This is a genomic window from Kribbella sp. NPDC051718 (assembly GCF_040681515.1).
Classification (GTDB): domain Bacteria; phylum Actinomycetota; class Actinomycetes; order Propionibacteriales; family Kribbellaceae; genus Kribbella.
On record NZ_JBFAYZ010000010.1, the window covers coordinates 53,237 to 76,146 of the forward strand.

A 22,910-nucleotide genomic window follows, 5' to 3' on the forward strand; every position below is an offset into this window, starting at 1 on the left:
ACGTCATAGTGACGTCACTGTCAACCCTTCTGATGTCACCGATGCCGCCAAGCCGATGTCAGGGCACGATGACAGGGCAGAATGAGGGCAGCCGAGGAGAGGGGATCGCAGTGTCCAGAGGAGTACTCGTCACGGGTGCGTCGCGCGGGGTCGGAGCGGAGGTCGCGCGAGTGTTCGCGGCGGCCGGCGATCGGGTCGTGCTGCACTGTCGTGGCGCCGTCGACAAGGCAAACGCAGTACTGGCCGAGCTGCCCGGCGAGGGCCACGCGGTACTGTCCGGAGACCTCGGCGATGCGGCCGTAATCCCTTCCCTGGTTGAAGAATCGGCGAAGGTGCTCGGGCGGATCGACGTCCTGGTCAACAACGCGGCACTGTTCGTCGAGGAGCCCGTCGCCGGGTCGCGGCGGATCGGGCATCCCGTGCTGGAGACGTCGTACGAGGACTGGGTGCAGACCTGGCGACGGACCCTCTCCGTCAACCTGGAGGCGGCGGCGCACCTGACGTGGTGCGTGGCCCGGCAGATGCTCGAGGTGGAGCCGGCCGATGGCGTCAAACGGGGTGCCGTGGTCAACGTGGGGTCGCGTGGGGCGTACCGGGGTGAGCCGGACGTACCGGCGTACGGGGCGAGCAAGGCGGGGTTGCACTCGTTCGGGCAGTCGATGGCGGTCGCGCTGGCGCCACATGACATCACCGTGACGTCAATCGCGCCCGGTTTCATCGCCACCGACATGACCGCCCAGAACCTGGACGGCCCCGGCGGCGACGCGATCCGCGCCCAGAGCCCGTTCAACCGGGTCGCCACCGCCACCGAGATCGCCAACGCCGTGCACTGGCTGGCGTCGGCCGAAGCCACCTGGTCCAGCGGCGCCGTCCTCGACTTCAACGGCGCCTCGTACCTGCGCTAGTGCCCCGTCTTGATGATCATCCTCGGCGAGGGAGCCCTGATGGTGCCGACGGTGTTGTAGCCGGTGACGGTGACCTGGGTGCCACCGGACACCGACTTGTAGGTCAGCCGGTCGGCACCGATCCACAGCGACTGGACCGAGGTCTTCGGCATCCCGGCCGGCCGCTTCATCCCGAGCGCCTTGAGCATGGCAGCGTTGTTCATCGTCAGGTCGTACCGGTCCACCTTGCGGAAACCGACTGTGTCCCGGCCCACGAACCTCGCCTTGACGATCGCCTTGGCGACCGCCTTGTCGCTCTTGCGGGAATCGGAGCCTTCGAGCAACTGCACGAAGGCGGTGGCCGTCGGGTCCTTGGTGGTCTTCGGATCGAACTTCAGGTACTTCCCCCGCGCCTGCGGAATCGGCAACTGCAGATACAGCACGCCGTCGATCAGGATCGCGTGCGCCACCCCACCGAACTGCGGACCGCTCATATCCATCCGCATCGCGGCCGGCTGGTACGTCTGCGCGATCGTCGCGGTCACCACCTGGCCGTTGAAGCTCATCCGCATCACCCCGGACCACGACTTCACCTTGGCATTGGCGGCCAGCGTCACCGAGGCGAAGTTCGCCGTCGTCAGCCGGGCCGGCGGCTTGGCAACCTTCTGATTCGCAGCCGGCTTCGCCGTATCGGCTTCAGACTTGACCGCCGCGTCGTCCGTGCAGCCCGCGGCCCCAAGGACCACGGCCAGGGTGGCGGCCAGTGCCGCCACCCTGGTGCGGGTTGTCATGACTAGCGCTTGCCGACGATCTTGCTCGCCGGCGGGGCGGCGATGGAGACCGGCTTGTTGTAGTCGGACATCGTCATCAGCATGTCGACGCCGGCCATCGCGAACTTCATCTGGTAGATCAGCTTGTCGCTGCCCATCCAGACCGAGTACACCAGCGACTTCGGTACGCCCTTCGGGACCGGCTGGCCGGCCGCCTTCAGCGACTTGGCGGTGTCGACGGTGACGTCGTACCGGTCCAGCTTCTGGCCGCCGATCGTCTCCGACTTGACGAACTTGACGCTGCTCAGCGCCTTTTCCCAGCCCTGGTAGGACTTCGTCGGGTCGGCGCTCTCGAGCATCGAGCCGAACGACTTGACCGTCGGGTCGCTGCTGTTCTTCAGGTTCAGCTGGATGTACTTGCCGGCCCCGGTCTGCTTCGGGATCGAGATGTACAGGTTCGACTTCACCAGAATCATCTGCATGGCGCCACCCACCATCGGGTTGACCATGTCCATCTTCATCGCGAGCGGGTTGGTGCTCTGCGACGAGGTGGCGGTGATCTGCTGGCCGCCGACCGTCATCGTCATCTTCGACGTGAAGGACTTGGCCTTGCCGGTGGCCGACTTGAGCGTCGGGATGAAGCTGGCGTTGGTCAGCCGGGCCGGCTCCTCGACCGGCGCCGGGGTGCTGGGCTCCGGCGTTGTACTGGTCGCCGGTGCGCTGGTGGTCTGCGTCGGCGTCGGCTGAGTCGCGCCGCCACCGGCCGTGTCCTTGTCGCCACACGCGGTGATGCCGAGAATCATCGGCAGGGCGATGGCCGCGGCCACCGCCCGATTACGGAACTTCACGAATTTCCCTCCCCATTGGAACAACCAACAGAGCCTAAGGGGCAGACCCGCTGACTGGGAAGGGAAATTGCACGAAGTTGCAGTTAACTCCGCTTGACCGAGGCGAGCAGGAGCTGGGCAACGTCCTGGACCTCGACCGACTCGCGGGCCGAGCCGTCCGCCTGCTTGGCGGTCAGGCCGTCGGACAGCATCACCCGGCAGAACGGGCAGCCGGTGGCGATCTTGTCCGCCCCGGTCTCGACCGCCTCGGTGGTCCGGTTCAGGTTGATCCGGCTGCCGGTCTTCTCCTCCATCCACATCCGCGCGCCACCCGCGCCGCAGCAGAACGACTTGGTCTGGTTCCGCGGCATCTCGGCGAACTCGGCGCCCGGGATGATCTCGAGCAGCTCGCGCGGCGCGTCGTACACCTGGTTGTGCCGGCCCAGGTAGCACGGGTCGTGGTACGTGATCTTCTGCCCGTTGAGCGAGCTGTCGGCCGGTGCGACCGGGGTCAGCTTGCCCTCGCGGACGAGCCGGTTGAGCAGCTGCGTGTGGTGGATGACGTCGAGCTCGACGCCGAGCTGGGAGTACTCGTTCTTCAGCGTGTTGAAGCAGTGCGCGCAGGTGGAGACCACCTTCTTCGCGCCGGTCTCCTTGAACACCTCGGCGTTCTGCATCGCCAGCTGCTGGAAGACGAACTCGTTGCCCGCGCGCCGCGCCGGGTCGCCGGTGCAGGTCTCACCATCACCCAGTACTGCGAACGAGACCCCCGCGATGTTCAGCAACTCGGCCACGGCCTGCGTCGTCTTCTTCGCGCGGTCCTCGAAGGCGCCGGCGCAGCCGACCCAGAACAGGTACTCGACCTCGGCCAGCGTCTCGACGTCGGTGCCGACCGTCTTGACCTCGAACGGCAGCCCCTTGGCCCAGTCCATCCGGCCGGACGGGTTCATGTTCCACGGGTTGCCCTTGTTCTCCAGGCCCTTGAACAGCCCGTTGAGCTCGGACGGGAACGACGACTCGATCAGCACCTGGTACCGGCGCATGTCCATGATCGCGTCGACGTGCTCGATGTCGACCGGGCACTGCTGGACGCACGCGCCACACGAAGTACAGGCCCAGAGCGCTTCCTCGTCGATCACGGCGACGTCCGCGGGACCGACCAGCGGCCGCTCCTGCTCGGCCAGTACCAGCTCCGGCAGCGACTTGCGCGCGTCGTCGTCGGCGGCCAGCAGGTACGGCGCCTTGGCGTACGCGTGCTCGCGGAGGTTCATCATGATCAGCTTGGGCGACAGCGGCTTCTCGGTGTTCCAGGCCGGGCACTGCGACTGGCAGCGGCCACACTCGGTACAGGTGGTGAAGTCGAGCAGGCCCTTCCAGGTGAAGTCCTCGATCTTGCCGACACCCAGCGCGGCGTCCTCGTCGAGCTCCTCGATGTTCTCGAAGTCGATCGGCTCGCCCTTGACCATGATCGGCTGCAGCGCGCCCAGCGCCGTACCGCCGTCGGCCTTGCGCTTGAACCAGATGTTCGGCCAGGCGGTGAACCGGTGCCAGGCGACGCCCATCGTGGCGTTCAGCGAGATGGTGATCATCCAGGCGAACGAGATCAGGATCTTGACCATCGCGGTCAGGTAGATCGCGTTCTCCAGCCCGTGCTCGGACAGCCCGCCGAAGATCCCGGAGCCGATGAAGAAGGTGCTCGGGAAGTGGAACTTCGAGGCGCCGGTCAGCTGGTACTCCAGCCCGCGCAGCGCCAGGATGCAGACCAGTACGCCGAGGATCGTGTACTCGACGTAGTACGCCTGCCAGGCCGTCGACCCGAAGAACCGGCTGTACCGGCCCTTCTCGCCGCGCGGCAGGTTACGCAGCCGGATCGCCATCAGGCCGATGATCGAGACCAGACCGGTCCAGCTGAGGAACTCGCTGACCCACTCGAAGACGAACCAGTGGCCGATGATCGGCAGCACCCAGTGCGCGCTGAACAGCTGCCCGAAGGCGGTCACCAGGCTGAGGAACAGCCCGATGAAGCCGAACGCCACGAACCAGTGCAGGACGCCGATGTGGCTCCACTGCAGCATCCGGGTGTGCAGCAGCGACTCCTTGGCCAGCGTCACCGTGCGCTGCCCCGGCTGGTCGGTCCGCGACACCGGCTGACCGAGCTTGATCACGCTGATGATGTGCCCGATCGTCTTGCCGAACAGCGCGACGCCGACAGCGGCGATCGCGAGCGAGACGACGATGGCGAGGATCTGCATACCAGCGATGTTATTGGTTGGTTACCGGTCAGTCATGTCGGTGTCGGCCTCATCACGCCCCGCGTGTTGCGTCTCACTTCGCCCGGGGACCGGAGAAGGACACTTTCCTGACAACTTGCCGACATCGGATCGGGAGTCTGGAGCCGACCTGTTCCCGGCTGTGGAGGATCCGTTCGGATGAATCGCCCTGTTACTCGCAACCTGCTGCTGGTGGGAGCCCTGACCGCCGGAGTGCTCGGCGGAGCGGTCGCGCCCGCCGCGGCCGCCAGTACGCCGTACGCGCGACTGCTGACCGGTCAGCCGACCCTGTTCCTGGCCAACCTCGACGACGACGCGGGCCGGTGTCAGGCGCCGGCGCGGAAGATCGCGGCCGCGGCGGTCGATCGGGAGGCGGCCAACGACCAGGCGTTCTACAAGAAGAAGGAAGAGCTGGCGCAGCGGCCTGACCAGGACGCGGCGCAGAAGGAGTACGAGGTACTGGTCAAGGCTCATCAGAAGGAGCAGAACCTGGCGGACCGCGAGATGGCCGCCTGCAACGACGCCGCAGACACCGTGGTGAACGGACCCCAGGACGCCAAGGACTTGGCCCGGATCCGCGTCGCGCCGTGGGCCCTGGCGCCGAAGGATGCCACCGGGCAGCTCGCGGTGAGCCAGGCTGACCGGGTGCACCTGTTCGTCAAGCGAGCGCAGGGGTGGCAGCTGGTCGGGCCGGACACGAGGCTGACCGCGGACGAGGTGCGGCACGGGGTCGAGCTGGGGCTCGAGGGCAAGGACATCATCCGCGACTCGGCTGTCTGGGACGGACGGGTCGACATGACGCTGACCGTGACGGCCGGCGGCAAGACGGCGACCAACCGGGTCACGCTGAAGGAAGCGCCGGTACTGACCCAGCTCAACACACAGCGGCTGGAGCAGGTGTTCTCCTCTTTGAGCGACGACCCGGAGAAGAAGGGGTGGCAGGACGTCGTACGGTCGCAGGCTCAGGCGTCGGGCGCGCCGTTGAAGGTCCTCGATCAGAGCGGTGACTCGTGGACGCAGGACATCTTCGAGCCCGCGTACATGTCGATGCCTGGTCTCGGTGGTCAGCAGCAGAGCATGAAGGTGCTGCTCGGGTCCGTCAACGACAGCCGTCGGGTCGGGTCGCGGGTGATCTTCACCGAGCTGGCCGGGCACGACGTCGCGGCGGTGCATACCGAGCATGTGCCGGTACTGGATCCCTTCGAGAACGACAGCTACGACTCGATGGGCAACCTCGAGACGATCCCCGCGACGCCCGGACACCCGAACGGCCAGATCGTGATCGGCGGCGACGGCCACAAAACCGGTCCGGCAACCGAGATGCTGACCCTGCTGAAGTCGCAGGGCGTCCAGAACCCGATCGACGTGGACACATCCTGGCTGTCGATCGGCCACGTCGACGAGTTCATCCAGTTCGTACCTGTGCCAGGCGGCTGGAAAGCCGTAGTAGCCGACCCGACCGCCGGCCTCAACCTGCTACGCGATGTCGTCAAAGCCGGCCATGGCAACGACATCATGCACGGCGGCCTGCCCAAACTGGAATGGCCCTACGACGAACGCATCGACCAGCGCACAACGAACGAATTCCTTGCCGACGAGCAATTCGTAGACACCAACACCCGCGCGTCCTCGAAGATCGCCGCCAACCTGTCCGTCCTGCGGCAGCACGGCCTGACCGACGCCGACATCGTCCGGATCCCCGCTCTCTACACGGCGCGCGGCCTCGACTACGGCATGCTCGAAACCCAGATCCGATCAACTCCCGACGGCCCCGAAAAGGACAAACTGACCGCCCAACTCCACGCCCTGCGAGACGCCGTCGCCGAAATCCCCGGCACCGTCAACGGCCTGGTCCTCAACGCCGGCCGCTACGTGGCCCCCAGAACCTACGGCCCGATCCTCAACGGCAAAGACATCTTCACCACCGCCATCAACAAGGCCTTCGCCTCCATCGGCTACCAGGTCACCTACGCCAACGACCTGACCTCGGTCCACGTCTCCGAAGGCGAAATCCACTGCGCCACCAACACCCTCCGCACGACCCCAACCCAACCCTGGTGGAAGCGAAGCTAAGGGGTTGTCACCTGGCCGGTGACGGTTGAGGTCGTCAGGCTGAGGTTGGTGCCCTGGGCCGCGGTGACGGTGACGTCGCCGGACACGGTGCCGGCCTGGACGACGCCGTCGGCGGTGGCGTGGATCGCGATGTCGCCGCTGCTCGACTTTGCGGTAATCCCACCGCTGACGGCGTTCAGGACGATGTCGCCACTCGTAGTGCGGACGACGACGTCTCCTGCCTGCTGGACGGTCACCTTGCCGGATGCGGTCTCGGCGAAGACCCGACCAGCGACCGGGACGAAGACGTCACCGGACGCGGTGGTCAGCTGTACATCGATCAGCCCGGCCGCTCCGATGTGGGCGTTGTCGGTTCGGGCGATGAGGGTGCTGCCGGGTGGGGCTACGACGGTGATTTCTACCGGCGCCTCGCCTTTCGCGCCGTGGACCGTGCAGATCAGTTGGCCCTCGGGGCCTGACTCGACGACGGCGTCACGGACGGCGGTGGCTGATGGGCCGTCGTCTTCCGGGGTGGAGAGACCGATCATGGCGGTGGTGCAGTCCGCTTGAGCCTGGACTTTTATCCAGCCGTCCTGGGTGAAGAGACCCAGGTCGATGGTGATCGGCCCCTCGGCGGATGCCGCGTAGCCGCGTCGCATGAGGAGCCTCCTTGACGTCCGGGTCCTCAAGATAGGTCAGGCGACGCGGATGCCGCCGTCGAGGTGGAGGTCGATGGCGTTGGCGGCGCCGTTGCGGAGGAGGAAGTCGACCGCGTCGACCACCTCGGCCGTCGTGGTGGCCCGGCCGGTCGGCGTACGGGCGGAGACGTACGACTGGTCGCGCTCGGCCCACGCAGGGCTGTCGCCGACGACGCCGGGGTGCAGGGCGTTGACGCGGACCGGGGCGAGCTCGACGGCGAGGGTGCGCATCACACCGGAGACCGCGCCGTTGGTCGCGGTGATCATCGTCGAACCCGGGTACGGCCGCACTTTGCCCAGCCCACCGAACAGCACGATCGACGCACCCGGACGCAAGCGATCATGCAGCACTCGCGCGACCTCGGTGTAGCCGACCAGCTTCACCGTCGAAGCCCGGACCGCGTCGGCGATGCTGAAGTCCTTGACCGTGTTGCCGTACTGCTCGATCGCCGTGATCACCACGTGGTCGACCTCGCCGACCTCAGTCAGCGCCTTCTCGATCGTCTCCGGCGCGGCCAGGTCGACGGCCAGCCCGCGGGTGTCCCCGCCGATCTCGTCAGCGGCCTGCTCGGCCCGCTCGGCCGAGCGGCTGGTGACCACGACGGAGTCACCGCGCGACGCGTAGTACCGGGCGATCTCCCGGCCGAGGCCACCGCTTCCTCCGACGATCAGCACTGACGACACTGAGCCCACCTTTCACAAAGTTTAATTTTCATCTAAAGCATACACAGGTAAGCGGTTGCCGTAACTAACTTTCTGCTGATTGACTCGCGGCGTGAGGTTTTTCCCCTTCGCCCGGGAGTACCAGTGGACATCACCCGTCGCCGCCTGCTGTCTTTCGTCCCCGCCGCCGCGCTGCTGACCGCGGTCCGGCCCGCCCCGGCCACCGCCGGCACCACGTCGGAAGCAGCCCAACTGCTCGCCAACACGCTCGCCATCTTCACCGGTACGCCGGAATCGAACGCGCGCCCCGAGGTCAAGGCCAAGCTCAACGCCATCGACCAGACCGCCCGTACTTGGCTGGCCAACCTCGACCGCGCCCAACCCGGCGAACTCTTCGCCGGCCTCCCCCTCGGCACGAGCGACCCCAACCTCAGCGCGTCGTTCCAGCACCTCTACGAGATCGCGCTCGCCACCCGCCGACCAGGCCCGGCGTCGGAGTTGCAGGGCAACACCGCAGTACAGGCGAGGGTGCTCGACAAGCTGCGCTGGCTGCACGCCAACTACTACGGCGACCAGTCGAAGGGGTACTACGGCAACTGGTTCACCTGGGAGATCGGCATCTCGCAGTACGCCGGAAAGACCCTCGCCCTGCTCGACGCGCCGGCCGAGCTGATCACCACGTACGTCGCCTCGATGGACGCCTACCTGCGCAACGGCAAGAACGGTGACGTCGACCTCGACTCGCGCTTCCACACCGGCGCCAACCTGGCCGACATCACCGCCAACCGGATCCTGCAAGGCGCGCTGCTCGACGACGACGCCCGGATCCGGAAGGCGTTGCAGGACCAGTTCACCGTCTTCGCGACGGTCGATCCGTACCACCTGCAGCACGGCGTCACCGACGGGTACTACTCCGACGGCTCCTTCATCCAGCACGACTCGGTCGCGTACACGGGCTCGTACGGCAAAGCCCTGCTGACCCGCGTCGTCCAGACGGTGAAGACACTCGACGGCACCGACTACGCGTCGACCGGCGAACTCGTGAAGGTCGTCCAGGGCTGGGTCGAGCACGGGTTCGCGCCGCTGATCTTCGAGGGCTGGATGATGGAGATCGTCAAGGGCCGGGCGATCTCGCGGCCCGCGACCGGGTACGACGACGTCGCGGTCGTCGTCGAGGCCGTCGTCGATCTGGCCGGCTATGCACCAGCCGCCGACGCCGCCAGGCTGCGCAGCTACGTGAAGTTCACCGCCCGCCCGACGCTCAACCCGAACAGCTTCGTCTCCCCGGTCAGCATCGCCCGCCTGGCCGATATCGTTGCTGACAGCAACATCAAGCCGAGCGATCTCAACCCGGCCGAGAGTTCCGTCGCCTTCAACTCGATGGACCGGACCGTGCATCGCCGGCCCGGGTACGCGTTCGCGCTGGCCCGGAGCTCCAACCGGATCAGCAAGTACGAGTACATGAGCGGCGAGAACCTGATGCCGTGGTTCCAGGGTGACGGCGCCTACTACCTGTACCTGAGTGGCCAGGACCAGACGCAGGCGTACGGCGTCGACTACCTGACCACCGTGTCGCCTTACGGGCTCGCCGGCGTCACTGCCCCGGTGGAGCAGCGCAAGTCGATCCCCGAGCTCTACGGGACGGCGTACTACGACAGCCCACCCGACTTCACCCCGTCGTCGGAGCTGCAGAACAAGTACGTCTACTTCCCCGTCGGCACCAACCAGTACTCCGGTGGCGCCACCCTGGGCGCCTATGGAGCCGCCGGCTGGGTCCAGTCGAGCGACCAGGCCTATGCCGATCGCCTGCAGCTCCCGGCCGACTTCGTGACCTACCGCAATGCCGAGTCGACCAAGTCCTGGTTCCTGCTGGACACCGAGATCGTCGTACTCGCAGCCGGCGTCGGTGACGCAGCCGGCCGCACTGTCACCACCTCGCTCGACGCCCGGATCGCCGCGCCGACTGACGCAGTACAAGTGACCGGCGTACTACGCAACGGCCGCCCCTGGTCCGGCCCCGGCCAAGGCGACCTCACCTGGCTCCGCTACGCCAACGGGGCCAGCTCTCTCGGCTACTACTTCCTCCAGCCAACCCCTGTAACCGTTGGCCTGGAGCAAGTGACCCGCAGCCGTCGCGTGGTCCGCACTGCGAACCCGGACACCCAGGTAACCAAGCAGGTCTTCACCCTCACCCATGAGACCCGCCACCGCGCATCCCTCGCCTACGCCCTCATCCCGCACGCCACCGAAGCGACCCTGCGCTCCTACCGCGGCCGCGTCCACCTACTTTCCAACACCCCACGCCTGCAGGCGATCCACCACCCAGCCCTGGACCTCACGGCCGCCAACACCTTCACCGCCGGCCGCCACCACGTCCTCAACTACACGATCGACGGCCCAGCGTCCTTCCTGACCCAACGCCGAGCCGGCACCACCACCATCGCCGTCTCAGACCCCACGACGAGGCGCCCCACCGTCACCGTCACAGTCATCGGCCGCTGGCTGACCAAAACCGCCGGCCCCGGCGTCGAGCTCCAGCACACCCTCACCGGCACCCGCCTGACCTTCGACACCCACCAGACCTACGGCCGCACGATCAGCGCCACATTCCTTCGCTGACCAGGCTCGGCGGATCGGCCTCGACCGGCCACCGGAACCCATCCAGACCGGCATCCGCCGGACGGCCGGCACCGAGGTATTCGGCGTACTCCGCGTCGACCAGACCCACATTCACCCAGCGACCCGTGGCCGCGCCCACCAGCCGCTTCGCCGTCTCCAGCAAGACCTCGGGATCGTCGGTGCGGGCGATCAGCCGCCCGAACTCGTCCTCCTCCCGCAGCTCCAGCGACGGGAGTTCGCCGACGTCGAAGAACTGGTCATGACCGATGTCCTCAGCGCAGTACAGGTACAGCTCGTACTTCCCGGCCGGCCGGATCTCGACGTACCGGATGCCGGGCAACTCGAAGCCCGTTGCGGGCCCCAGGAACTGCTGGATCGACTGGCCACGTCGCAGCGCGCCGACGGCCAACTGCCTTGCCAGATAGCGCATCTCAGCTCCCCCCGCCGCCGACGACCTGCGTGTGGATGGCGAGAACCCGGGTTTTGCCGGTGGGTGGGATGACCAAGGCGACCTCATGGAGATAGTCCTGACGGAGAGTTTGGTAGTACTTGACGTTCTTGCTGTACGCCGACACCGCGCCGCTGGTCCAGTTGGCGTAGTTGCCCGGCTCGACCTGCTGCAGGAACTGCTCGGTGAGGTTGAGGAACACCAGCGCCTCACCGTTCGACGCGATGAAGACGGTCGGCTGGCCCTCCAGCCGGAACGTGTCGGTGACCGACGAGATGTAGTCCTTCGCGATCTGGCTCTGCTTGTCCTTCGCGCGGTTGGCGAGCACCTGGGTCAGGTCCGTCGTGGCGGCGAAGTGTGCCGCCTGTTTGGAGGCCGGCCCCTCCGACAGGTACCGCGCGAGGTTGGCGCCGGCCGCCTGCGGGAGCAACGGCAGCTTCGCCATGTCCGTCTTGTCGGGCGTCCGCAGATCGTCCATCGGCGGTACGTCCTCCGCGGTGAGCGGGAAGACCGCGTGGGTCAGCAGCCACGGCGTGCCGGCGTTCCCCCGCTCCCACACGCCGAGTTGCCGGCGCGTCGGGTCGGTGGACAGCGTCGACGTACTGACGAACCGCATCGGGTACGCCGCGAACTCGGGCGCGCCGATCTCGATGTTCTCGAAGCTGTCCGACGCCGCCGTGTCCTTGCCGGCCGGGTCGAGCTTGCGGCCGATGAAGACGGCCGCGCGGGACTGCCGGAGCCGCGGACCGGCCTCGATCGTCTCGTCCAGCGTGGCGTCGCGGGTCTGGTTCACCCGCGACCGGACCTCGGCGTACCGGTCGAGGACGGCCTGGCCGTCGGCCAGCGTGACGGCGGGCTTGGTGGTCACTTCCTGGCTGACGTTCTTCGGCGGTATCCCCGTGCAACCGGTTGCCGTGAGCATCACCACCGCCGCGACCCCGACCGCCCGGCGCACCGAGCTGGGCTGGGACGACACCTTCGGTGGGGTGTAGGGCATCACGGGTTGCAGGTTCAGCGGTTTGACCACCGGGACCGGCGGCAGCGGTTGCCGGCGGCGCCGGACGAACGTCAGCAGCAGACCGATGAACGTCAACAGCAACCCACCGCCGAACACCATCAGGCAGGAGCCGAACAGCCCGTCGATCTCGACGCCGAAGGTCACCTTCGCGTCGACCGCGGGTGATCCGTCGGCGTTCATCACGACCACGTCGTACCGGCCGTCGACGATCGGCCAGGCGAGCGACTGCTTGCCGTCCCCGGCCGCCTTGACCGTCCACCAATCCAGTCCGGCCGGCGCGGTCAGCGCCGCGACCTTGCCGGTCATCTCCTGGCTGTCGAACGACGACGGCAGCTCGAACCGGATCAAGCGCGTGTACTGCGAACGGCCGAGGTAGCTGGCCACGTCGATGTCCTGACCGATCCCGACGAAGACCGGCTCGGCCGCCGCCGCGGTGAGGTGCAGCGTCGCGCCGTGCCGGTCGATCAGGTCGGGCGCGGTCATCACCGCGAGCCCGTCGCTCGCCAGCGACTGCGCGCCGGTGTCGACGGTGTTGTCAGGACCGACCAGCCAGAACGCCGCGACGCCTCCCGCGACGGTCACCACCAGTCCCACCAGAGCCACCAACAGCCCGAAGGCGATGCGGGCGAAACGCATGAGAGAACTCCCCGTTGGAACGACAATTCGGCCCTGGACGGAGGGCCGGCCGTAATCCGATAACTGCTCCGACATCGATCTGTTACTGTTCCGGGAGTTAGTGAATGCCCATTCGCTAACTCCTCGGAGGGAGATCCCGTGGCCAGACCCCGGCTGATCAGCGACGACGCGATCCTGGACGCGACCCGTCAGGTGCTGGCCGAACTGGGCCCGACCAGGCTGACGCTGGCAGCGGTCGGCGCCCGGATCGGGCTCGCTCCGCCCACCCTGATGCAGCGGTTCGGGTCGAAGCGCGGGCTGCTGCTCGCCTCGGCGGCCCGGTCGCCGCTGATGGTGCTCCGGGCGGTCGAGGAGGCCGAGGCCAGGAACACCTCCCCGCTCGCCACCCTGCGCGACTTCGCGCTGTCGAGCGTGGCGCACATCAAGCACCGCGAGGAGCTGGGCAACGGGCTCGGGTTCGTCCAGCTCGATGTCGCCGACCCCGAGTTCCGGGCCCATGCGCTGGCGTACACGGCCGCCATCGTCGACAGCTCCGCCCGGCTGCTGACAGCGGCGCAGGAGGCCGGCGAAATCAAGCCGGACGTCGAGATCCCGGCTCTGGCCCGACTCACCCTGGTCTGTTTCACAGGCGCCCTGCAGGTGTGGGCCGTGACCGGCTGGGGCTCCCTCACCGACTTCCTGCGGGACCAGCTCGATCTGCTGCTCTCGCCCTACACGACGGAGTAGACGGATGTTCCTGCGAGTACTGGTCTTCTCCGTGACCACCCTGGTCTTCTCGGGCGGCCTCAACGCGCTGCAGTCGGCAGTCGGCCCTGATCCCGACTTGCTCCAGCTGGTGCAGTTCGCGCCGGCTCTGGCGGTCGGAGTGATGTTCCTGCTCTTCAGGCGCAGTACCAAGGTGCTGGTGCGCTTCACCCCGGCCGCTGAGGTCGCTGGGCGGTCCGCGGTCATGGTCGGCATCGTGCTGGCGGCGATGGCCGGCTCGATCGCCATCCACGCGGCAACCGGGCGCAGCTGGTGGAGCGGTGGCTTGCCCTTCCCGGTCTGGGCAATGGTGCTGACGATGGTCGTCGGCGCCGCAGGCGAGGAACTGGGCTGGCGCGCCTACCTGCAGCCCTATCTGCAGACCCGCTTCCCGGTACTACGTTCGTCGCTGATCGTCGGCCTGTTGTGGGGCTTCTGGCACATCGGCGGCTTCGAGCACGGCCTCGTCTACATGGGCCTGTTCGTCGTCATGACGGTCGGCCTGTCGGTCGTGATGGGCGCTGTCCTGCAGTCGGCCCGCGGTGCCAACCTGGCCATCGCCACCGCCGGGCATGCGACGGTGAACCTCTGCCTGTTCGCGCTCTTCGACGAAGAGAACGGCGACAAGTTCTCGATGGCTGCCCTGGCCGCGGTCTGGGTGATCGCGGCAGTCGTCAGCCACTACGTCTGCCGTCGTCCGCGGACGACGGCAGGCGCCAAGGCAGCCGCCTTGGTTTAGTACCGGCTAGTTGCGGCCGCGGGGAGCGTAGAGGGCTCGGCGGAGGCGGAGTTCGTCGCGGATCGGCGGGGGGATCGGCAGATTGCGCTCGGCCAGGGCGGCCGCGCAGGCCTCGAGGCTCTGCAGGAGACGATCGGCACGGGGACCGCCGACGGCACCGATCCTGGGGGCGCCACGCTCGAGCTGGTTCGCCGACCGGGCGGCGTTCAGCTCGGCGAAGATGACGCCGAGCGTGATGTCGGACGGCCGGAGCCGCAATGGCTCAGCAGGGCCGTGGGCGGATGGCGTGAGCTGCGCGGACGGCAGGAACAGGGGTAACGACATGTACATCGCCTCGTCACACCGGAGGTTCAAAGGCGCGCTCGACCTTGAGGCGCCGCTGGCTCCGATGTCTCAAGGTACTCCTACTACTGCCCGGCGGACGCTTCGTGCGCTCAGCAGGGTGCCGCCGGCGACGGCAGTACCGGCCGCACAAGTCAGTACTGCGATCCGCGGGCCGGCCGTCGCGAGGCCGCCCAGCAAGTTCATGGAGGCGATCAGTGGGAGCGTCTGGGCCAGGGACAACAGGGACTGCAACCGGGTCAGGTGGGAGCGTGGCGTACTGGCGACGAACAGCGGCGCAAGGTGAGATGTGAAGAGGCCGACCCCGATCCCTTGGACGAACCCGGACAGCACCGCCGCGTAGCCGACTGACGACAGGGCAAGACCGGTGATGCCTCCCGCAGCCACCAGGCACCCGAGTGCCGCTGCAGCACCGGGGAGAGCGAACCCACCGAGCCGGGCGACGACCAGCGTGACGAGCAGGCTGCCGACGACTGTCGCCCCGACGATCAGCCCGGCCTGCGATGCAGGCCAGCCCTGTGAGCGTGCGAGGAGTGGGACGCAGAGCGACGTCACCGGCAGCACGAAGGCGGCAGTCAGGCCGACGGTCAACAGCAGCGCACGGATTACCGGCTCGGACCAGGCGATTCGGATCCCGTCGAGGGCCTCCTTCACCACCGACCCACCCGCAACTGCGGCCGTTGCTAGTGGTGGCCTGATGACCAGTAGGCAGGCGAAGGCGACCAAGAAGGTCATGCCGTCGATCACCAGAGCGCCGACCAGCCCTGCCGTAGCGACCAGTAGGCCGCCTAGAGGGCCGGCCGCCAGAGTCACCACCTGTTGGGATGAGGTGCGCAGAGCCATCGCCTTCGGTAGCTCGGCATCGCTGGCGAACAGGCGCGGGAAGGCGCCCGCGGCGGGTAGGGCGAAGGCGTCGACAGTGCCGATGACGGCGGCGGTCAGTAGGAGCAGGGCGGCCGTAATGCCGGTCAGTTGGAAGGCCGCGGCCAGTAGGAGGGTCAGGACGGCTAGCAGGGAGTAGCAGGTGAGTAGTACGCGGCGTGGACCCCAGCGGTCGCCTAGGACGCCGCCTGCTAGGAGTAGTACGGCTCTGGGCAGGGTGAAGCCGGTGAGGACCAGCCCGGTGACATGCGGGCCGAGGTCGGACGCTGCCCAGCCGAGGGCGAAGAACAGCGTCGCGTCTCCGAAGGTCGAGAGTGTTGCGCCTGCCAGCCAGCCGTAGAAGGCCCGGGTCACCCGTCGAGGCGGGTCGGCATCACCAGCGTGGTGAACGTCCCCTGGTCGGCTGAGCGCACTACTACCGGCCGATCCACGGCAGTGAGCTCCAGCAGGACGTCCGGCCCGACGCTGACGCTCAGTGCTGCCGCCAGCAGCGAGGCGGAGAAGCCGAGCTGCGCAGCCCCCGACCCGATCCCCTCCAGTACTCCGAGCAGCTCGCCGCGCGCATAGCCGACCGGCTCCACCGCCGTCACCGTGACCTTGCCCGACTCGATGTCGAGGGCAACCGTCTCACCGGTCAGCAGAGCCAGGAACTGCTGCCGGTCCACAACCACCCGGCACGCAGGCGGGGTGAGCCCGTCGAGGATCGACTGGTACGCCGGGAACTCCTCGTCCACCACCGATACCACCCGGGACTCGCCGTCGACGAGCAGCGCAGTACCGCCTGGACCCGTCTCCAGCCGCACCTCGACAGCAGCACCGACCCACCGGGCCAGCGCGGTCAGCTCAGACGCCCGGACCAGCAGGTTGCGCGGGTACCCGGCGAATCCGAGCGGCTGGAGCTTCCGTACCGACAACCGGTAGCGGTCGGTCGCCACCACCGCCACCTCGTCCTCACCAAGCTCCAGGAAGACACACGCGAGCGCAGGGATCTCATCCGACTCGGCCGCCGCAGCAGCCACCTGCCGGATCGCTGAAGCCAACTCGGCCCCACCCAACGTCACCGCACACTCGTACGGCACAGCCGGCAGCGACGCCAGGATCCGCGCAGTAGCCCGCCGAGCCGCCTCGGCCTTCCCCTCCACCGTCTTCAGATGCGCCTGTACGACGGCCACCCCCGCCGCCGCTCCCTCATCCAGTACCACCCGTACCTCCGCCAGCGGCAGGTCGATCTCGCGCAGGTCGCGGAGCAGCGCGGCCCGTGCCTCCTGCGACGGGGCGTAGTACCGGTAGCCGTTCTGCTCGTCCACCGAGGCCGGCCGGAGCAGCCCGCAGTCGTCGTAGAAGCGCAGCGCGCTCGGGGTCAGCCCGACCTGGCGGGCGAAGGCGCTGATCGTCAGCAGCTCGTCTGTCATGCCGCCGATCCTGGGTCTTCGACCAACCTGAAGGTCAACCTGCGGAGGCTTGACGAGGGAGGTGAAAATGGTGGCGTGACGAGGTTGTTCGTGGTGACCGGCGCACCGGGCGCGGGCAAGTCGACCGTGGTCCCCGAGCTGCTCCGGCTGCGCTCGCGGCCGCTGGTCGTGATGGACATGGACGAGCTGCTCGACCATGAGGGCCGGGTGCTCGGCATCGCGATCGCCGACAAGTCCGCAGCGCCGAACTGGCCCGCGTACAACGCGTTGTGGCTGCGCATCACCGAGCTCGTCCGCCGCTCGGGTACGCCGATGCTGCTGCTCTCCCCAGGCGTACCGACCGAGCTGCCCGAGGGGCGGTGGCTGCACCTCGACTGCCCCGACGCCATCCGCCGCAAGCGGCTGGCCGAGCGCGGCTGGCCGGAGGAGCAGATCGCCGACGCGCTCGAGGACGCCGTCGAGCTGCGCAAGCTGGTCCCCCGGTCCGTGCCGGGAGACGGCACGCCCGAGGAGTCCGCCCGGCTGATCCTTGCCTGGGTCAACGAGTGAACCAGTCGCGCAGGATCGCGCTGTAGTCCTCGCTGATCCCCTCCACCGAGCGATCCGGCGTACCCGGCCAGTGACCGACCCCTGGGATCCGCACGCTCTCTACAGCCGTGTTGCCCGAGGTGGCCGCAGCCCGTCGCCAGACTTCCAGCGTCTCCGGTACCGGCAGATTGGCCTCGTCCTCGCCGTGCATCAGCAGCACCGGGCACTTCACGGTCGCGTAGAGCGGCTCGGACGCGAAGTCGATCTCATGCCACACCGGCAGCTCATCGCCCAGGTCAACCGGGATCCCGGCCAGGTCGAACCACGGCTCACCCGACTGTCGCTGCAGCAGCTCATCCACCGCCACCCGCTCCGCCGAGTCCCGCGCGACCTCACCCCGCCCCTTGCCACGCAGTAGCTCAGCAACCTCATCCCGGATCTCCAGCGCCCCGGCGACGGCCTCATCGCCGTACCCAGCCCGCCGCACCGACAGCTCCGTCGCATGCCGCATCTGCTCGGCAGGACTCACCCCCGCGCACCCGAGCAGCAGCAAGAACGCCGTGTCGGGCAACTGCTGCGCAGCGAGCGCCGCCACCCACGTACCCTGGCTAACGCCCCAGAACCCCACCGGTACGTCGAAGTGCAGCTTCAACTCCTGATACGCGGCAACAGCACCCGCAGCCTGTACGCCGAACGGGATGTCCACGTCATCGTACGGCCAAGGCGCCCGCTCGAAAGCCAGTACCGCGACCCCCAACGGCGCCAGCGTGGCGGCGAGGTGCTCGAAGATCGGCTGCTCGAATGACGAGCTACTGGACCCGTGCAGCGCAACAACCCCGGCCCGAACCGGTACCTCGGCAGGCACGGTCAACAACGCCGGCCGCCCGTCGACGACGATCTCCTGAGCCTTGATCACCGCTGGATCGTCACACGATGCCCGGGTCAAGGCACAACCCCACCGGCGCCCACTTGGGCCGCGGCGACACCGGCAGCGGTCCTGCCCCAGGCGTGATCGAGCCGAGCACGCTGGTGTGCCGTGCCCCGGTACAGCTCGGCACAGTCCCACCGAGCCCATTCACCGTCAGGAAGCCCAGTACTGCGAACGCATACGCCTCCTTGGCCGCCGACGGCATCCCCAGTTCATCAGTAGCCAGCAACGGCGCCCCACGAAGCTCCTCGGCCAGCAGATGCATCAGCACCGGGTTGCGGATCCCACCCCCGGCCGCGATGATCTCCGTCCCGCCATGCGCGCGTACTGCGTCCGCCACCGTCCGAGCCGTCAATGCGGTCACCGTGGCGACCAGGTCGTCCGGTTCGATCGGGGGAAGCCCGGTCATCGCCTCAGCCAGGTAGCCGAGGTGGAACAACTCCTTGCCAGTGCTCTTCGGCGCGGGACGCGCGTAGTACGGCTCGGCCAGCAGGCGGTCGAACAACACCGGGTGGATGTGTCCCCGCCCGGCCATCACCCCGTCCGCATCGAAGGTGGACTCCCCAGCGGTGACCTCCCGCACGACCGCATCGATCAGCGCGTTGGCCGGCCCGGTGTCGAAGGCGATCGGATCGTCCACGGCCGGGACGACGGTGATGTTGGCGATCCCGCCGAGGTTGAGGGCGACCGGCGTACCGGGGCGGCCGCGTAGCCACAGGACATCCACGATGCTGACCAATGGAGCGCCCTGCCCGCCAGCGGCGACGTCGCGGGTCCGCAGGTCGGATACGACGGCAGTACCGGTCGCCTCGGCGATCCAGGCGGGCTGCCCGAGCTGCAACGTGCCACGCACCTCGCCCTCGTCGACCCAGTGGAAGGCGGTCTGCCCGTGCGACACGATCAGGTCGGCATGCCCACCACACAACTGCTCGACAGCCTGCGCTGCAACGCCGGCGAACGCCTGCCCGATCCCGGTGTCCAGCCGGCAGACCTGCTCGAGTGTTGTGGATGCCGGTGGCAACGATGAAGCCAACTCTTCCTGCAGAGCAAGGGGATAGGGCTGGCTCAACAGGCCCAACGGGGTCAGCACGACCTGCCCGTCCTCGATCCGCAGATCGGCCGCCGCGGCGTCGATCGCGTCGTACGAGGTGCCTGACATCAGGCCGATGACCCGCATCAGTCGCGCAACTCGCGTCGGTGGTCGTCGCCGCGCAGCGTCAGCAACGCGATCACGGAGACCGCGCAGGTGGCGATCACGTAGTACGCCGGGATGTCGACGTTCTTCGTCCGCTTGATGAGTTCGGTGATGATCAGGCCGGCCGAGCCCGAGAAGACCGCGTTCGACAGCGAATAGGCGAGTCCGAGTCCGGTGTACCGCGCTCTGGTGGGGAACATCTCTGCCAGCATGGCCGGTCCCGGCCCAGCCATCAACCCGACGACGAGTCCCGCGGCGAAGACCGCCGCCCCCTTCGCCGCGTTCGAGCTCCCGACGTCCTGGAGCAGGTTCATCAAAGGCAACGCCAGTACGACCACCAGCGCAGCCCCCGTCACCATCACCGGCCGCCGCCCGATCCGGTCGCTCAGCCAGCCCGCCGGCATGATCGAGACCGCGAACCCGAGGTTGGCCAGCACGGTCGCCACGAGCGCCTGCTGGAAGGTCGCATGCAGCGTCGCCTGCAGGTAGGACGGCATCACGACGAGGAACGTGTACCCCGCCGCAGACCAGCCCATCAGCCGCCCGATGCCGAGCGCGATCGCCTTGGCTACCTCTGCCTTGTCCGCCGGCGGCTGATCCTGGGCCTTCGCGAAGCTAGGCGTCTCGTCCAGCCTGAGACGCAGCCACAAAGCGACCAACCCGAGCGGCAGCGCGAGCAGGAACGGCACCCGCCAGCCCCAGTCGTTCAGCGCGTCCTTGCTCAGTACCGTCGCCAGGACCGCCGCGAGCCCCGCCCCGACGAGCAGCCCGAGCGCGACGGTGAACGACTGCCACGCGCCGTACAGACCGCGCTTCGTCCGCGGCGCGAACTCGGTCATGATCGACACCGCTCCGCCGAACTCACCACCCGCCGACAGCCCCTGCAACGCCCGCACCAGGGTCAGCAGCCACGGCGCCGCCGCCCCGACGGTCGCGTACGTCGGCAGGACGCCGATCAGCGTGGTCGATCCGGTCATCAGCAGCAGCACCAGGATCAGCGTGGGACGCCGCCCGATCCGGTCACCGACCCGGCCGAAGACCGCGGCGCCGATCGGCCGGAAGAAGAACGCCAGCGCGAACGAGGCGTAGGTCTTGATCAGGCTCTCGGCATCGCTGGTCGAGGTGCTGCTGAAGAAGTTCGCCGCGATCACCGTCGCGAAGAAGCCGTACGCCCCGAACTCGTACCACTCGACGAAGTTGCCGACCGTGCCCGCCACCAGCGACCGCCTGGTCCGCTGGGCCTCGATACTCGCAATACTCATCGTGCTCCTTCCCTAGCCGTCTCCAAGCAACCTTCCCCATCGGGCCGGTGTCATTACCGGTAACGAGACAGAAGGGGGTCGAATGGTCACCCGGGGCGACGACTTCGACGACTTCGTGCGGGGAACCTCGACGAGGTTGCTGCGCACGGCAGTACTGCTCACCGGCGACCGTCCGGCGGCGGAGGACCTCGTCCAGGAGGTCTACGAGCGCGTCTACGTGCGCTGGCGCCGGATCCACACCGCCCCCGAGGCGTACGCCCGCAAGACGCTCACCAACCTGGTCGCGAACCGCTGGCGGCGCAGGGGCCGCAGGCCCGAATCACTGGTCGCCGAACACGCCGACCAGCCCAGCCCGGACCGCGCCGACGACATCGTCGCCCGCGACCAGCTGGTGACCGCGCTCCAGGAGCTGCCGCCCCGGATGCGGGCCGTGATCGTGCTCCGGTACTACGAAGACCTCACCGAGGCCCAGACCGCCGCGGCACTCGGCTGCTCGGTCGGCACGATCAAGAGCCAGACGTCCCGCGCGCTCGACAAACTCCGGCTGATCACCGAACCAGCGATTCTGGAGGGACTGCGATGACCGACACCGAACTCAAGCACCGGCTGACCGCCGCGGTCGACCACGTCGATGCCCCTTCCGACCTCGTCCACCGGGTCCGCAAGGGCGGTACCTCGCGCCTGCGCCGCCGCCGGCTGACCGCGCTGGTCGCGGCCGGGCTGACCCTGGCTGCCATCGCCGGTGCGAGCACCGTGATCCAGTACCTGCCGACGCCAGCCCCCGCCCACCCGAACATCAACGACTCCGGCGGCATCGGCAGCGGCGATCCGTACGGCTTCATGATGAAGGGCCCGACCCGGGGCGACCTGGCCGGTGACAAGGCCTTCCTCGCGGCCGCGGTCGCCGCCTGGGAGCAGGGCCGGATGAAGGGGTACGACAAGGAACGCGGCATCTACGACGACCTCCGCGGGGAGTCGAAGGTCTACTGGGCCGGCAACACGCCGGCGGGCAAGGCCGCGATCGTCGTCCAGAACTCGTTCCTGCACGAGCACGGCAATATGCAGATCGACCGGGAAGGCATCCACACGCTGGTCGGCTACGTCGGTACGGACGCGGCCGGCAAGGTCGTCTACGTCACCGGCAGCTACCCGACCCCCGGCCCTTCGCTCGACGCGGCGTTCGTGACCGGCCCCGCCAAGAAGCAGCAGGCGATGGTCGTGATCGACCTGGGCAAGTACATGGGCTGGGCGTACAAGCGCGAGTACACCAAGGCCGGCGGCAGCGTCCGGAAGTACACGCCGCTGAAGTTCGAGGACGGCGTCAGCGTGGTGAAGGTCCCGCTCGGCACCGATCCGTACGCGCTTCAGGTCAGTCTGGTGCCACCGGACGAGCACGAGAACTACCAGGTCGTCAACGGACTGCCGCCGTCGACGAGCACCGAGGACTTCGACCAGCGCCTCTGGACCGGGGACAAACAGCCCGACGGTTCGATTGTGAAGGTCACCTGGCCGATGACGGACGGAGCCGACGCCCTGGCCGCAGGTGCGAACGAGGACTTCCTGCTGGCCGTCGTGGGCCAGAGCGACCCGAGCACCCAAGGCACCTACCTTCCGGCCTGGGTGGGCTACGGGCTCACCCCGAACGGCTCGACGGTGCTGCTGAGCGAACTCCAACTCGACCCGGATCCAACCCACGTCTACGCGGTGGTCATCCCGAAGAGCGGCCAGGCGAAGATCGTGCAGGGCGGCGTACCGGACCCGACGGCGCCGCTGCCGGTCAAGATCAAGCTGCCGGGCGGCCAGGGCTGGGCCGTCGCTGCCAAGGACGCCAACCTGTCCTACCGCTACGGCACGGGCCATTGGAGCGCCCCGCGCAAGAACGCACTCCTCGTCCCGGCCGGCTCCAAGGCCTCGGTCAAGGTCACGCTCGGGACCAGCACTCACATCGTCTGGCTGCCCTGAGACTCATCACTGTCCGCAGCAACGCCTTGAC

At 68.0% G+C, this 22,910-nt stretch carries 21 protein-coding genes; 8 read left to right on the top strand and 13 right to left on the bottom strand.

Annotation, left to right across the window (positions count from 1 at the left end):
* Window positions 1-110: 110 nt before the first annotated feature.
* Entirely contained in the window at window positions 111-905 is a 795-nt protein-coding gene (locus tag AB0M15_RS31710; RefSeq protein WP_363826206.1) for an SDR family oxidoreductase, read from the top strand.
* On the opposite strand, the gene AB0M15_RS31715 is transcribed toward AB0M15_RS31710, so the two are convergent.
* The 3 genes from AB0M15_RS31715 to AB0M15_RS31725 all read right to left on the bottom strand — a co-directional run bounded on the left by AB0M15_RS31715 (window position 902) and on the right by AB0M15_RS31725 (window position 4,733).
* Window positions 902-1,675 (bottom strand): hypothetical protein, encoded by a 774-nt coding sequence (locus AB0M15_RS31715; protein ID WP_363826209.1) that lies wholly within the window; start codon window positions 1,673-1,675, stop codon window positions 902-904. The genes AB0M15_RS31710 and AB0M15_RS31715 overlap by 4 nt on opposite strands.
* Window positions 1,676-1,677: 2 nt before the next feature.
* Entirely contained in the window at window positions 1,678-2,502 is an 825-nt protein-coding gene (locus AB0M15_RS31720; protein ID WP_363826212.1) for a hypothetical protein, read from the bottom strand.
* A gap of 83 nt (window positions 2,503-2,585) precedes the next feature.
* A complete protein-coding gene (locus tag AB0M15_RS31725; protein ID WP_363826214.1) occupies window positions 2,586-4,733 on the bottom strand; it encodes a (Fe-S)-binding protein in 2,148 nt (715 codons plus the stop codon).
* 177 nt (window positions 4,734-4,910) lie between these two features.
* On the opposite strand from AB0M15_RS31725, the gene AB0M15_RS31730 reads away from it, so the two are divergent.
* Window positions 4,911-6,824 (top strand): protein-arginine deiminase family protein, encoded by a 1,914-nt coding sequence (locus AB0M15_RS31730; protein ID WP_363826217.1) that lies wholly within the window; start codon window positions 4,911-4,913, stop codon window positions 6,822-6,824.
* On the opposite strand, the gene AB0M15_RS31735 is transcribed toward AB0M15_RS31730, so the two are convergent.
* Window positions 6,821-7,462 (bottom strand): DUF4097 family beta strand repeat-containing protein, encoded by a 642-nt coding sequence (locus AB0M15_RS31735; RefSeq protein WP_363826224.1) that lies wholly within the window; start codon window positions 7,460-7,462, stop codon window positions 6,821-6,823. The two genes, AB0M15_RS31730 and AB0M15_RS31735, sit on opposite strands and share 4 nt — an antisense overlap.
* Window positions 7,463-7,498: 36 nt before the next feature.
* The gene (locus AB0M15_RS31740) at window positions 7,499-8,185 is read right to left on the bottom strand and encodes an SDR family oxidoreductase (RefSeq protein WP_363826228.1); all 687 of its coding nucleotides are present in this window, start codon (window positions 8,183-8,185) and stop codon (window positions 7,499-7,501) included.
* Between the two features lie 123 nt (window positions 8,186-8,308).
* Here AB0M15_RS31740 and AB0M15_RS31745 point away from each other — a divergent pair, with 123 nt between their 5' ends.
* Window positions 8,309-10,783: a polysaccharide lyase family 8 super-sandwich domain-containing protein gene (locus tag AB0M15_RS31745; protein WP_363826237.1), complete on the top strand. Its 2,475-nt coding sequence runs from the start codon at window positions 8,309-8,311 to the stop codon at window positions 10,781-10,783.
* On the opposite strand, the gene AB0M15_RS31750 is transcribed toward AB0M15_RS31745, so the two are convergent.
* Both AB0M15_RS31750 and AB0M15_RS31755 read right to left on the bottom strand, forming a co-directional pair.
* Complete coding sequence (locus AB0M15_RS31750; RefSeq protein ID WP_363826244.1) at window positions 10,761-11,213, bottom strand: hypothetical protein; 453 nt, start codon at window positions 11,211-11,213, stop codon at window positions 10,761-10,763. The genes AB0M15_RS31745 and AB0M15_RS31750 overlap by 23 nt on opposite strands.
* 1 nt (window position 11,214) lies before the next feature.
* The gene (locus AB0M15_RS31755) at window positions 11,215-12,885 is read right to left on the bottom strand and encodes a hypothetical protein (RefSeq protein WP_363826246.1); all 1,671 of its coding nucleotides are present in this window, start codon (window positions 12,883-12,885) and stop codon (window positions 11,215-11,217) included.
* Window positions 12,886-13,023: 138 nt separating this feature from the next.
* On the opposite strand from AB0M15_RS31755, the gene AB0M15_RS31760 reads away from it, so the two are divergent.
* Both AB0M15_RS31760 and AB0M15_RS31765 read left to right on the top strand, forming a co-directional pair.
* Window positions 13,024-13,611 (top strand): TetR family transcriptional regulator, encoded by a 588-nt coding sequence (locus AB0M15_RS31760; protein ID WP_363826248.1) that lies wholly within the window; start codon window positions 13,024-13,026, stop codon window positions 13,609-13,611.
* A gap of 4 nt (window positions 13,612-13,615) precedes the next feature.
* On the top strand, window positions 13,616-14,368 hold the full coding sequence (locus tag AB0M15_RS31765; protein ID WP_363826251.1) for a type II CAAX endopeptidase family protein: 753 nt from the start codon (window positions 13,616-13,618) through the stop codon (window positions 14,366-14,368).
* A gap of 6 nt (window positions 14,369-14,374) precedes the next feature.
* Here the strand turns inward: AB0M15_RS31765 and AB0M15_RS31770 are convergent, their stop codons facing one another.
* From AB0M15_RS31770 to AB0M15_RS31780, 3 genes are all read right to left on the bottom strand, one after another.
* Window positions 14,375-14,692 carry a hypothetical protein gene (locus tag AB0M15_RS31770; protein ID WP_363826254.1) on the bottom strand — a complete coding sequence of 106 codons (318 nt, stop codon included), beginning with the start codon at window positions 14,690-14,692 and terminating at the stop codon, window positions 14,375-14,377.
* A gap of 69 nt (window positions 14,693-14,761) precedes the next feature.
* Window positions 14,762-15,946, bottom strand: a complete 1,185-nt coding sequence (locus AB0M15_RS31775; RefSeq protein WP_363826257.1) for an MFS transporter — start codon at window positions 15,944-15,946, stop codon at window positions 14,762-14,764.
* On the bottom strand, window positions 15,943-17,004 hold the full coding sequence (locus AB0M15_RS31780; protein WP_363826260.1) for a MerR family transcriptional regulator: 1,062 nt from the start codon (window positions 17,002-17,004) through the stop codon (window positions 15,943-15,945). The genes AB0M15_RS31775 and AB0M15_RS31780 overlap by 4 nt, the downstream gene beginning before the upstream one ends.
* 75 nt (window positions 17,005-17,079) lie before the next feature.
* On the opposite strand from AB0M15_RS31780, the gene AB0M15_RS31785 reads away from it, so the two are divergent.
* Window positions 17,080-17,553, top strand: a complete 474-nt coding sequence (locus tag AB0M15_RS31785; protein ID WP_363826263.1) for an AAA family ATPase — start codon at window positions 17,080-17,082, stop codon at window positions 17,551-17,553.
* Here the strand turns inward: AB0M15_RS31785 and AB0M15_RS31790 are convergent.
* Genes AB0M15_RS31790 through AB0M15_RS31800 form a run of 3 tightly spaced genes read right to left on the bottom strand, consistent with a single transcriptional unit; the run spans window position 17,543 to window position 20,917 of the window.
* Complete coding sequence (locus tag AB0M15_RS31790) at window positions 17,543-18,448, bottom strand: alpha/beta hydrolase (protein ID WP_363826268.1); 906 nt, start codon at window positions 18,446-18,448, stop codon at window positions 17,543-17,545. The two genes, AB0M15_RS31785 and AB0M15_RS31790, sit on opposite strands and share 11 nt — an antisense overlap.
* Before the next feature lie 10 nt (window positions 18,449-18,458).
* Window positions 18,459-19,637 carry an anhydro-N-acetylmuramic acid kinase gene (locus AB0M15_RS31795; protein WP_363826273.1) on the bottom strand — a complete coding sequence of 393 codons (1,179 nt, stop codon included), beginning with the start codon at window positions 19,635-19,637 and terminating at the stop codon, window positions 18,459-18,461.
* The gene (locus tag AB0M15_RS31800; protein ID WP_363826276.1) at window positions 19,637-20,917 is read right to left on the bottom strand and encodes an MFS transporter; all 1,281 of its coding nucleotides are present in this window, start codon (window positions 20,915-20,917) and stop codon (window positions 19,637-19,639) included. Before AB0M15_RS31800 ends, AB0M15_RS31795 begins: the two co-directional genes overlap by 1 nt.
* Window positions 20,918-20,999: 82 nt before the next feature.
* Between AB0M15_RS31800 and AB0M15_RS31805 the strand changes: the two genes are divergently transcribed.
* Together AB0M15_RS31805 and AB0M15_RS31810 are read left to right on the top strand one after the other, a co-directional pair.
* Window positions 21,000-21,500, top strand: coding sequence for a SigE family RNA polymerase sigma factor (locus AB0M15_RS31805; RefSeq protein WP_363826279.1), 501 nt, complete (start codon window positions 21,000-21,002; stop codon window positions 21,498-21,500).
* Complete coding sequence (locus AB0M15_RS31810; RefSeq protein ID WP_363826282.1) at window positions 21,497-22,879, top strand: hypothetical protein; 1,383 nt, start codon at window positions 21,497-21,499, stop codon at window positions 22,877-22,879. Before AB0M15_RS31805 ends, AB0M15_RS31810 begins: the two co-directional genes overlap by 4 nt.
* Window positions 22,880-22,910 lie beyond the last annotated feature (31 nt).